The following is an 11,851-nucleotide window of genomic DNA, read 5'->3' as shown; positions in this document are numbered from 1 at the left end:
TAGCTAATCGAACGCATGCCCATCTATCACCAATAAATCTTTAACAAATATCACCATGCGGTGCCCCTGTTTTATGCGGTATTAATCCGGGTTTCCCCGGGCTATCCCCCAGTGATAGGTAGGTTGCATACGCGTTACGCACCCGTACGACAGTGACATTGCTGCCCCTTCGCCTTGCATGTATTAAGCCTGCCGCTAGCGTTCATCCTGAGCCAGGATCAAACTCTCCATTGTAAATATGTTGCGATCTTGCTTCCGAAAAAACAGATCAAATGTTTCTAACGAACCTATCTTTTTGCTCTCTTCATCATGTCAAAGAACGTTGCTCTGGCTTTCCAGAACTCGTGGCAGCGATCGTTTTCGCTACCGTTGTCCCCGATTGGGAGTGCAAAAGTAGTAAGCATATTTTAACTTCCAAACATCGGTCGGAAAAATATTCCGGAATTTTAACCAGTAGCTCCCTCGCACGAGCGATAAAACTTGACGGAGAGGACGTTAGCGGGTTGTTATTTTTTTACCAATTTTCGAATTTAAATTCGCAGTCCGGGCCAGACCCCAAAAAGCCAACTAATCCATGACCACACAACGCCCCGATATCTTCGAATACCGTTCCTTGCTTTTCGGCATCGCCTACCGAATGATCGGAGAAAAGTCCGAGGCGGAAGATATTGTGCAGGATGTATATATAAGGTGGCTGGAAATGGACAGCAGCCAGGTTGAAGATCCACGGCATTACCTGATGCGGGCTGTGACCAATCGCTCCATTAACCGGCTAAAAATATTGCAGCAACAAAGAGAGCGATATATGGGGCCCTGGCTGCCCGAACCATTAACTAATACAGACCTGCCGGAAGTCACTCCCGATACCGGCAACGATCTCTCCATAGGCTTTCTTTTTCTCCTGGAAAAGCTGAATCCGCTGGAAAGGGCCATTTTCCTCCTGCGTGAAAGCTTCGACGTTCCTTATAAAGAGCTGGAAACGATCCTCGATATCCCCGAGAGCGCCTGCCGACAGCACCTGCACCGTGCGAAAGAAAAGCTGCAAAAGGATAAAAAACGCTTTGAATCCGATGTGGCCCGCCACCAGGAACTCCTCCAAGCATTCATGGTCGCGTGTGTAAACCAGGATCAGGGCGAGCTGATCTCCCTGTTGAAAGAAGATATCAGCTTTTATGCAGACGGCGGCGGTAAAGCCTCGTCCGCAACGAAGCCGCTGTTTGGCCCCGATCCGGTATCCCGTTTTATACTGGGCCTTTTCAGGAAAGCACCAACTCCCGCCCCGTTATTTAATGTACTGATGGTGAACGGATTGCCAGCAATAGCCCTCTTTGATGCAGTCACCCGGGCGCCTATTACCTGCATTTGCTTTGAGCATGAAGGCGACGCCATCGTCAGCATCTATTTTATCAGGAATCCCGATAAATTGAAAAATATCCGCTACCAGGGATAAAAAACTGTCACGAAACGGGCCTCTGTTTGTCTTCCTGTAAAATACTTGTTTTACAATGGAACATCAATTAAGACTGCAACCCATCGAGCAACCCAAAAGTTTGTACGTGCGACTAGGGTATTGGTATTTGAAAAAAATGATCGGCAAAGTGATCACGCCCGCCAAAGTCGTGTACGCCAGGGTGCCGAAACTGATGAAAGTGGCCTCGCTTTTCTACAAGATCAGCGAAGAAGCAACTTTGAAAGACGACCTGAAAATAATGATCCACGTGATGGTGTCGGAACTGGACAACTGTACTTTCTGCCTCGACATTGCCCAGGCCTATGCCATGCGTAAAGGAAACTCAATGAAGAAACTGGGCGAACTTCAGAATTTCGAAACCAGTGAATTGTTCTCGCCCGCCGAGCGCGCGTGCCTGGCGTACGTAAAGGAAGTGACCTTGCATAAGCAGGTACCTGATGCCGTCTTCCAGGATTTGCAACAGCATTTCAGCGACGACAAAATCGTTTACATCACCTTCCTCTGTGCTTCCGAAATTTATTACAATACGATGAACCTGGCACTGGGGATAGGCTCCGACGGGCTCTGTGCTATACAGTAACTTTAATCCTTTCCGCCATCGCTTTCCCGTTTTGCAGATCTCTCCCCGTCAACTCAACATATTCCACATCGGGGGAAAGTTTTGTACCGCCGGTTATCCGGATAAAAACCCGTTGCAATGTACAGTTCCTGCTACTAATCATCGTATATATATGGAAGCTGCCATCGGCGCCCTTCCGGAGATAAAGCAACCGTTTTGGGCAGACATTCAATGTAATCTCATATTCGTCCGCCCCTTGCCGGCGTACTTTGATTCCATAGGCAAACTTTCTTTGCGCATAGGTCAACTCCTTTCGCTCGCCCTTTTCCGCATATTTTATCCAAAATATCCTGATGGGACTGCGGATGTCGAGCGCTCCATCCCTGTTAAAGTTGAGGACATAGCAAACTGTATTTGCATTGGGATCGCGCTGGATGTAAAACAAGAGATCAGGGACGTCGCTCGGCACGGGAAGCGTATCCTGCGCGGGAGATTGCAAAACAGCTTCGACGCAGGATGACCCGGCAAATGCCCGGACGACGGAAAGCAGAACCAGTAAAAGTGTTGTTTTCATAATTCATCGTGCTATCGACCCACCATTAAGCTACCCGATCACCCCAATGTGCCAATCTCCGGTTGGCACATTGTGATACTTGTGCAATGAGAGTCAAATGGAAATACATATGAGAGATCAAAGCTTGTACCACGGCCCGGCGTGCCCGTGGTAACCCGGGAATCGGCATCAGCGATGCAGGAAAGGCGCATTCGGCCGGACAAAGAATTGTATTACTCCAAATGGCTGATCCGGAAATACGGAAAACTGGATGTCGTTGGCGGCTCCAACCGACCTTTAATTTGGCACAAATGGATTTCATAGAGAGGGCATAACTATCAGTCCATCAGGGTTACAGGCGCCGCAGACGGCGAATGCATTGAACTCCGCCGAACCGACGGTGGCCTTGCCATTTGATACTTTCAGGATTGGCAGGGACTTTGTCAGGGAGCTTAGTCAAAAAGCAAAGCTCAAACGAGTACCACTAAAATGATAAAGCGACGGAGAAAATTTTTTTACCACAGATCATGGCTTCTTTTCGCAGGGCTTGCGTTGATTGCAATGCGGACGGACGCGCAGATAAAACTCTCGCTCGATCAGGCTGTTGACCTCGCGAGGGAGAATAACCTATCGAACAAAATTGCCTACCAGGAACGGCTGGTCAGCCTTGCCGACTATAATGATAGCAGAAATGCCATCCTGCCCCAGGTCACCATGGGAGCGTTCTATCAACGGTTCAGTAAGGTTACCTTGTTTTCGGACGGGCTTTCGGATTCGCGCAGCATTACCCGGATACCCGGCCCGAACAGCGCCGGAACGAGCATCGAGGCCTCGGTTAATCTTTATACCGGAGGACGTCAGAAAGCACAGATAGAGGAGCAAAAACAGCGCAAGGAACTCGCCACATTAAATCAGCACGAGCAGAAAAGCAGCGTGAGCTTGCAGGTATGTGTGCAGTACTTCGAGCTGGTAAATGTCATTGAACAGCAGAAACTAGTGGGCGAACAACTTAACCGGGCCGAAACCCGCCTGAAAAATATCCGCGCGCTGTACAAGAATACAAGGGTTACGAGAAACGACGTCCTGAGATCGGAAGTCGTGCTGGCCAATGTGCGGCTGCTGGCAGAGAAGACGGCGAACGACCGCCGGATCATTAATAACAGACTGAAACTTTTACTCAACCAAAGAGATGAAGAAGATATAGTACCGACGGACTCCGCGCGGATTATCCCGCCGATCACATTGGCGCCTTCGACAGACCCATACGGCCAGGCCGGATTATCCTTTGCCGTGAGGAAGGCGCTGATATCGGAAGAGATTTCGCAAACCAGGCTGACACTCGTCAGAAGCAACTACAAACCCATCCTGGCACTATTTGCGGCTTATAATTTGTCCTACCCCAATAATCTCTTTTTCCCGCCTGTCGATCAGGCCTATTCCGTGGGGTTCGTCGGACTGAAAGTGCAGTATCAGTTATCTTCTTTATATCACAATAAATACAAGGAATCGGCGGCGTCCATCAGGATACAGATCGCCAGGCAACTCGAACAATCCCTGGCCGATCACGTGAATGACCAGATTTCCGCATTGTACATCAGATACCAGGAGTCTTTGATGAGAATCGCCGTCGCGCAGAGCACCATTGAACAGACCGAAGATAATTACCGGATCGTAAGTACCAAATATTACAACCAGTTGGCCCTGTTGATCGATGTTCTGGATGCCGACAACCTTTTTCAGGAATCGAAGTATAGCCTCATACGTGCGCAGGTCGATGCCCTGAATTATTACCACCAGCTTCGTTTTGCAAAGGGAACATTATAACCCGTTCATCTCAGAAAACATGACAACTTCTTCCAAAAAACCGATTGGCCGGTTGCTTACAAATGGAACTGCGGCCATATTGATCATCGCCCTGCTAAGCTACACTTCGGACTACTTTATCCGTAGCAACGAATTTGCAGAAACCAATGATGCCCAGGTGGAAGCTTATATCAATCCCGTTTCGGCACGCGCCGGCGGGTACATCCAGCGCGTACTTTTCAGCGAACATCAGCAAGTCAAAAAAGGGGATACATTGGTAATCCTCGACGACCGGGAGTACCGTGCCAAACTCCTGGAAGCGGAAGCGACGCTCGAAGATGCGGAGGCGCAACTGCATGTCCTTTCGGCCGGTATCCAGGCCGCTCAAATCGGGGCTTTGGTGAACAAACACCAGATACGCGGGGCAAACGCAAGGCTGACGCAGCAGCGCAAAGACCTGGCCCGGTACCTGAATCTGATTGATGAAGAAGCAGTTACCGGCCAGGAACTGGAACAAATTACTGCCCGGCACGACGTGGCGGCAAGCGATTTCAACAGCGCGGAGGACAATCTCAAATCCACCTACGCCAGAATAGCGGAACTGGAAAGCAGGAGGGCATTGATCCTGGCCGACATCAAAAAGAAAAAAGCACAGCTCACTTTTGCCAAAATAAATCTGGGATACACGGTCATAAGGGCGCCATATGATGGACAGGTGGGCAGGAAGACGATTTTGGAAGGCCAGCAAATTCAGCCGGGACAGCCACTTGTTTCGATTGTGAATAAAAAAGAGAAATGGGTTACCGCCAATTTTAAAGAGACACAGCTTGACCATTTGTATGTCGGGCAATACGTTTCAATCGCTGTCGACGGCCTGGGCGGGAGGGAATATGCTGGAAAAGTCGAGGCTATTTCGGCGGGTACCGGTTCCAAATTCTCCCTTTTACCGCCGGATAACTCTACGGGCAATTTTGTAAAGGTGGTTCAGCGGGTTCCGGTCAAAATAAAACTGACGGAAGGCGATATGGACTTGTTGAGAGCCGGGATGAGTGTGATCGTATCAGCCCAAAAAATGTCACGCCAATGAAAACGCCGACCTACTTCAAGCCGTGGACCCTTCAATGGCCCTGGGGCATCCGGATTTCACTCGTGCTGATCCTGGCAACCGGAATCGTTCAGTTCGTCGTATTTGCCATGACGCAGAATTATGTGGTAGCCTACTTTGGAGCTGAGCCGCAGGAAGTTTCCCTCGCATTACAGGTAACCTATTGCGGCATCGTGGCCGCCCTGCCATTCCAGTTTCGCTTTGTACGTTACTTCGAAACCCGGAATATGCTGGCCACCGCCCTCCTGGCCAGCATGCTGTTAAGTGTGTGCCATATTTTTGTCCATGATATTTACATCTTCATATTCCTTCGCCTGCTGACCGGCTTTGCGGTAAGCGCCATTGCGGCTGCTGCATTGACACTTTTATTCTCTGTTCTTACGCCCGATAAAATCCCGACGGTCGGCCTGTCGGTGTTTTTCGGGACAGTTTTATGTTCCGGCGTCATTATCGGGATACTCGGCGCCTGGGTCGTCGGCAATATGGAATGGAAGAACATCTACTATTATATGATCATGATCCAGTTCACTACACTTGTTCTGGTGTTTTTCCTGTTGAACCCCCATAACAATGTCAAAAAATACCCTTTGTACCAGCTGGACTGGACCAGCGGGACTTTTAACCTGATCGCGCTCGTATCTTTTGCCTATACCGTATTATATGGCCCCGCCAGAGACTGGTTTGATGATCCGGTAATTGTCTGCTCGGCCATTGTCTCTATCAATTCGTTCGGGTTGATGTTATACAGGCAGTCATTTTTAAAACGTCCGTATATTCACCTCGACACCTTCAGATCGCTCAACTTTTATGTCGGCATTATCCTGCTCATGTTGTTTTACGTCGTAAAGGATAGCCTGAACCTGGTGTACGCCTATTGCTCGGCTACCCTGCAGTGGCCGATCGAGCGGCTGATCATGCTGGCCCTTTGCAATGTGTCCGGCATAGTGCTCGGTATCTGGACGATGGCCCAATCGTCCGTTTTGAAGGTTATTTCAAACAAAACCGCTTTCATCATGGGGTTTTCGGTCATGCTGATCTATCATCTGTGGATGTATTTCAGTTATTCCGGTGATATTTCTTTCAGTGAATTGATCGCCCCCGTTTTCCTGCAAGGTACCGCCTGTGGCGTTTTGTTTGTACCCATTATCCGTTTCGTCCTGGCCTCTGCGCCGATGTATACCGGCGTTTCGGCCACGGTAATGGCTACCATGGCAAGGTTTGCATCATCGGTAATCAGCGTTTCCGCGTTCTTCTCGATGCAGCGGTATTACAATCTGCTCAACAGACAGGTGCTTTTGAGAAACCTGACGGAATACGACCAGAATTTCACGAGCAGGATTTCGCAAAATGCCGTGTCGTACCAGTACGCGGGATTTACCGGGGGACAGGCGCAGACATTGGCCATTGTGGAGGTAAGTAAAAGTTTAACCATTCAGAGCCAGCTGCGCGCGAGCATGAATGTTTTTATGCTGATGACAGGAATTTTGTTACTGCTGCTTGCCATTATCTGCCTGGCGCCGCCGGTGTTCAGGATGTTCCGGAATTTACTCGGACAAAATAGCGATAAGTGACCATTCGGAAACCGGTCACGCGGGAATGCGTGGGGCCTTGTCTTCAAAAAAACGCAGCGTAATCTGCACACCGCCGGTTTGCGTAATGCGCAATGTGCCATCTATCTGTTCGCTCAATCCGCGGATCAGACTCATACCGAGCGTCCGGCTCAGATTAGGGTTCAAATCTGCCGGAAACCCGATCCCGTCGTCGGCAATTACAAGCCGGTAGATTTTAGGACCTTCTTCTTTGAACTCGATCCTCAATGTACCGATCCGGCCTTTCGGAAAAGCATATTTGAGCGAATTGGTCACCGCTTCGTTCAGGATCAGCCCCAATGGCACGGCAAATGCAATATCCAGATCGATCGGATCTACATTAAATTCCCGACGGATGTCCGCACGATCGAACGAGTTGATGAGATAGTCGACTATTTCACGGGTATAATCGTTCATGGGAATGCTGGACAGGCGGTCGGCCTGGTAGAGTTTCTGGTGGATCAATGCCATTGCATGGACCCGGTTCTGACTCTCGCGAATGGCGGCGAAGGCTTCCTTGTCTTTGAGAAATGACCCCTGCGAATGCAGCAGGCTCGTGATAATTTGCAGGTTGTTCTTCACGCGGTGGTGCATTTCCCTCAGCATCCATTCCCGTTCTTCCAGGAGCCGGTCCTTATCCGTAAGCAATTGTTCCCTGTCGATCAGCAAATGGTCTTTTTCCTTCACAATGTGTTGAAGCGCGTGATTCTGACGATTGATTTCGACCTGCTTTGCTTCGAGCAGCTGGTTGATATGCTTTTTCACCCGGTAGCCTTTAAACCCTAAACCGAGTAGCAGGATCAACAGAACAGCCCCCGCGAAAATACCATTCCGGATATAGGTTGCCTGGCGCAACTGGTTTTGTTGAAGCAGGCTCTTCTCCGTTAGAAGTTGAATCGCCTGTCCTTTCAATTTGAGGTCCTGATCTTTCTTCTCAGTCTCGTATTGAATGCTCAGCTGACTGATTTGCTTGCTTTTTGCTACATTGAAAACCGAATCATTCAGTGTTTTGTATTTCTGATAATGCCTGATAGCCGACAAGTAATTTCCCTGGGCGGAATCCACCTTGAAACGCATCCAGTGGACTTCGATCCTGTGGCTGGGAATAATCTTTTTGCCGGGCACGGCCAGTAATTGGGTCAAATAGGGCGATGCTTTTTCAAACTGGCCGTGTGCTACATAAAACTGGCTGATTTTCCGCCAAGCCGAATACTGGAAACCGGATGTGACCTCGTCGCTCCATGCCACGCTTCGGAGGTAGTACATTTCAGCCACACTGTATTGTTTCAAACCGTCGTAACACGCACCGAAGGACTGCGCCAGAAGCAGTACGTCTTCATAAGTATACGGCAGATCTTTCCGCACGACATCTTGCAGAAACCGCAACGCCTCCCGGGGCTTTCCCTGCCGCAACAGGGTGAGGGCCATTCGGTTAGCAAGCGCCATTTGGACCAGGAATACACCCTTTTTCCGGCTGAGCGCCAAGGATTTATGGTAGTAGACGACGCTTTTATCGAACTGGCCCAGCTCGTAGTAGGCATTACCCAACCTGTAATAAGCGTAGTCGAGTTCGTCGGGCTGGCCGCTTTCCTCCGCGTCCCTGACGACTTTGAGAATGTAAAACAGTTTTTGGTTTAAATCCCCCCTGGCCTGGCTTATATCGGACAAAAAATAATAGGCATTAGATAAATAGCCGTATTCGGTCGGCGTTTTGTAGACACTTCCATCCGCCAGTTCATGATAAGCCCGGGTCAACGGCTTTGAACCGATTTGGGTTTGAATGGCCATTACCTGCTGTGCTTTGGTTTCGGCCTCTTTGGTATCCCCGGTATGTAGCTGAAAATCCTGATAGCCCATTTCCATCAGGATCAGCATCTCCTGGGAGCGGTCGCCGATCTCCCGGGCGAGCGCCAGTGCCCTTTCCAGCGCGACCCTGTTTTCCTGGCAGTCGTCGCAAAAAATCGTCGTCGCCATCCTGAGCAACGCCCTGATTTCCCCCGCTTTGTCGCCCCGCTCCTGGCGCTCCCGGACGACCTTCATAAAGTAAGCTTTGCCTTTCGGCCAATTGCTATCCAATAAATAAGCAATACCCTGCAAACACTGGCTTTCTTCCAGCCATTTCCGATGGCCGATCCTGGCACTGAGCGTTTCGGCCCGGCGAAAAAACAAGAGCGCGCTGTCCCGATTTGCTTTTCGGGTATATGATGGCCTGAGCCTTTTTTTGCCGAGTTCGAGCAACGCCCTGATCTGATTGGTATCGGGCTTGCCAAACGCCGACTCATGCGTCAACCCGGAAGTGTCGGAAACACGGATGGGCTGTGCCTCCGAGGGAATGCCCCAAAAGCCAAGCCACGTCGTCAGCAAAAAGAGAAGGACCGATCCAGAGCGTGGCATAGTGAGTTTGACGAAATTTACCGTTGTATGCGGGTGTGTTTATGAATCAGGTGACTGGACTGTGAGCATCTTGCGGATACCCATTTTTTCAATGCGATATTCGAGTGTAGTAGGCCTCAGGTTCAACAGTTCGGCAGCGCCGCCGGCGCCCCGGATCCGCCCGTTGGTCTGATTCAGGATCGATAGAATGTATTCCCGCTCCGATATCCGTTGCATCTGCTTCATTTCCGACAAATTTTTGGGCGGACCTGCTGTCGCCTGTGCGAAGGTCTTGTTATTTTCAGGCTGGCTCGGGGGAGCATTGAGCGCAAAGGACCGCTTTTGAAGAGGCCTGCCGAGCGCCAGCGGCGTTTGCCCGTTACTCAGGATGACGGCCTGTTCAATGACATTTTCCAACTCGCGGATATTTCCCGGCCATGTGTAATTGATCAACTCGTCGAGTGCCGTATCGCTGAACCCTAAAAACGGCTTTCCTTGTTTCCGGGTCAGTTTTCGGGCAAAAAAGTGTGCGAGTAAGCTAATGTCCTCCTTGCGTTCGCGCAGTGCGGGTAACGTCAGCGGAAAGGCTGCCAACCTGTAAAAAAGGTCCATTCGGAAACGGCCTTCCGCTACCTCAGTTTCCAGGTCGCGGTTCGTGGCCGCAATGACGCGCACATCTGTTTTAATTGGCGCCCTTCCTCCTATCCGTTCGATTTCCTTCTCTTGAAGTACCCGCAACAATTTTGCCTGCAATTCCAGCGGCAGCTCGCCGATTTCGTCGAGGAATATGGTTCCCCCGTGCGCCAGCTCGAATTTGCCGGTCCGTTTTTCGATAGCGCCGGTAAATGCCCCCTTTTCGTGGCCGAACAATTCCGATTCGATCAGGTTTGCCGGTAACGTCGCACAATTGATCTTCACCAGAATTTTATCTTTCCGAAGCGATTGGTTATGGATAGCCCTGGCAATCAGCTCTTTTCCCGTACCGCTCTCCCCCATCACCAATACCGTCGTGTCCGTCGGCGCAACTTGTGTAACCAGGTTGAATACGTGCAGCAGGCTTTCGCTCTTTCCGATAATCTCCTCGAAATTCACGAACGCCTTTACTTCTTCCTGCAAATAGGAGTTCTCCTGTTTCAGTTTTTCGCTGAGGCGGGCTACCTCTTCGTAGGCCATTACCCTTTCGAGCGTCAGCAACAGCGGTTGTTCGAGCCGTCCCAGCAGGGCCTGGTGCGAGACCAGGTAAGGTTGGGGATTCCGGTTTAATAGACAAATATGGAACTGTTCGCCATTTCCCAGGGCGAACGACATCGCCAGCGCCGATTGCAAACGGAACGTTTTGGCTACCAGCCGTATATAGGGGTCCTGCAAAAGCAAGTCCTCCATCTCCCTTTCCGAATAGCGGACGGGCTCGTTGGAAAGCAGGCCGTCCGGCCAAAGCACGGGTGGCTCGATCTTTGAATGGGTCATCTGCAGAATGTCCCGGACACCCAGCACCTGGTACTCTTCGAATCCTACGCGGTAAAAATTGAAATCATGCGTCGCATGCGCACGCTTTTGCCGGACGGTTAAAAAATCGAACGGAATATGCTTCTGTAACAACCGGGCGACAGTCAACAGCCTGCTTTCCCAGCTGCCCTTGTCCGACATTGCCTCGGTAAGCGCAATCTGCAATGCTTTTTCCTCCCGCAATTTCACCTCCACACTATGCGAATGCCGGTATCGCCCGATTTCCAGGGTCGTGAGGACATCCTTATCGCGGAATGGTTTGACAATATATCCGCTTGGTTGTGTGGCCTTTACCGCTTCCAGCACGCTCTGGTTGTCATTGGCGGAAATGTAAATGAAGGGAATATTGATTTCTTCCAACTGCTTGGCCAGGTCGATACCAGTTTCATTCCCTTTGAGATAAATATCCAGCAGGACCATATCGGGTGTCTGCTGCCCGATCAAATCCAATGCCTTGGCGACCGAGTTGGCAGTTCCTTGCACCGTGTAACCGGCGTTGGTCAATATAATTTCAAGATTGTTGGCAATAATATATTCGTCTTCCACAATCAGGATTTTGCAGGAAGATGTGTGGATTGAAAGACTGGATGATGGTTGCATTGCTTCAAACGGCTAGAATTTTGAGATAACGACCAATTTCATATTTAGAAATAACTATACCGCCCGGGTATTCTGGCGGGAACAAGCTGACGAACAAGTGGATTAAACCGAATGCATTAATCGGTAAGCAGCTAATTTACTGATCGTTACATTAGTTATAACTGCGTTTATTATAAATATATCAAGTTTTTTCCACAGTTCCGGCGCGGCAGACGGCCTTTCCGCAGGCCGATTTCAGGCTATCCCGGAGCCCGATCGCTACGGACCGTTGTGATAACTCCAATTTTTTGGA

At 50.0% G+C, this 11,851-nt stretch carries 8 protein-coding genes and 1 rRNA gene; 5 read left to right on the top strand and 4 right to left on the bottom strand.

Features of this window, described 5'->3' with window-relative positions; all coding sequences use genetic code 11:
* Positions 1-234 (bottom strand): 16S ribosomal RNA (locus tag BMW93_RS27120); the annotation flags it as partial.
* A gap of 340 nt (positions 235-574) precedes the next feature.
* Here BMW93_RS27120 and sigJ point away from each other — a divergent pair.
* Positions 575-1,450 (top strand): RNA polymerase sigma factor SigJ, encoded by an 876-nt coding sequence (gene sigJ / locus BMW93_RS27115; RefSeq protein ID WP_090383826.1) that lies wholly within the window; start codon positions 575-577, stop codon positions 1,448-1,450.
* Positions 1,451-1,505: 55 nt separating this feature from the next.
* Positions 1,506-2,051, top strand: coding sequence for a carboxymuconolactone decarboxylase family protein (locus BMW93_RS27110; RefSeq protein ID WP_143061731.1), 546 nt, complete (start codon positions 1,506-1,508; stop codon positions 2,049-2,051).
* On the opposite strand, the gene BMW93_RS27105 is transcribed toward BMW93_RS27110, so the two are convergent.
* A complete protein-coding gene (locus BMW93_RS27105) occupies positions 2,041-2,604 on the bottom strand; it encodes a DUF4833 domain-containing protein (protein WP_090383821.1) in 564 nt (187 codons plus the stop codon). The two genes, BMW93_RS27110 and BMW93_RS27105, sit on opposite strands and share 11 nt — an antisense overlap.
* 468 nt (positions 2,605-3,072) lie before the next feature.
* Between BMW93_RS27105 and BMW93_RS27100 the strand changes: the two genes are divergently transcribed.
* The 3 genes from BMW93_RS27100 to BMW93_RS27090 are packed head-to-tail and all read left to right on the top strand — an operon-like array spanning position 3,073 to position 7,062.
* Positions 3,073-4,407: a TolC family protein gene (locus BMW93_RS27100; RefSeq protein ID WP_090383818.1), complete on the top strand. Its 1,335-nt coding sequence runs from the start codon at positions 3,073-3,075 to the stop codon at positions 4,405-4,407.
* 19 nt (positions 4,408-4,426) lie between these two features.
* The gene (locus BMW93_RS27095; protein WP_090383816.1) at positions 4,427-5,473 is read left to right on the top strand and encodes an HlyD family secretion protein; all 1,047 of its coding nucleotides are present in this window, start codon (positions 4,427-4,429) and stop codon (positions 5,471-5,473) included.
* Complete coding sequence (locus tag BMW93_RS27090; RefSeq protein ID WP_090383814.1) at positions 5,470-7,062, top strand: MFS transporter; 1,593 nt, start codon at positions 5,470-5,472, stop codon at positions 7,060-7,062. Before BMW93_RS27095 ends, BMW93_RS27090 begins: the two co-directional genes overlap by 4 nt.
* 15 nt (positions 7,063-7,077) lie before the next feature.
* Here the strand turns inward: BMW93_RS27090 and BMW93_RS27085 are convergent, their stop codons facing one another.
* Both BMW93_RS27085 and BMW93_RS36160 read right to left on the bottom strand, forming a co-directional pair.
* Positions 7,078-9,474 carry a histidine kinase dimerization/phosphoacceptor domain -containing protein gene (locus tag BMW93_RS27085; RefSeq protein WP_090383809.1) on the bottom strand — a complete coding sequence of 799 codons (2,397 nt, stop codon included), beginning with the start codon at positions 9,472-9,474 and terminating at the stop codon, positions 7,078-7,080.
* Positions 9,475-9,513: 39 nt separating this feature from the next.
* Positions 9,514-11,559 (bottom strand): sigma 54-interacting transcriptional regulator, encoded by a 2,046-nt coding sequence (locus tag BMW93_RS36160; protein WP_218147742.1) that lies wholly within the window; start codon positions 11,557-11,559, stop codon positions 9,514-9,516.
* Positions 11,560-11,851: the final 292 nt, after the last annotated feature.

It is taken from the genome of Dyadobacter sp. SG02, from assembly GCF_900109045.1.
In the GTDB taxonomy this organism is placed as follows: domain Bacteria; phylum Bacteroidota; class Bacteroidia; order Cytophagales; family Spirosomataceae; genus Dyadobacter.
This window is presented reverse-complemented; position numbering and strand designations above follow the sequence as displayed.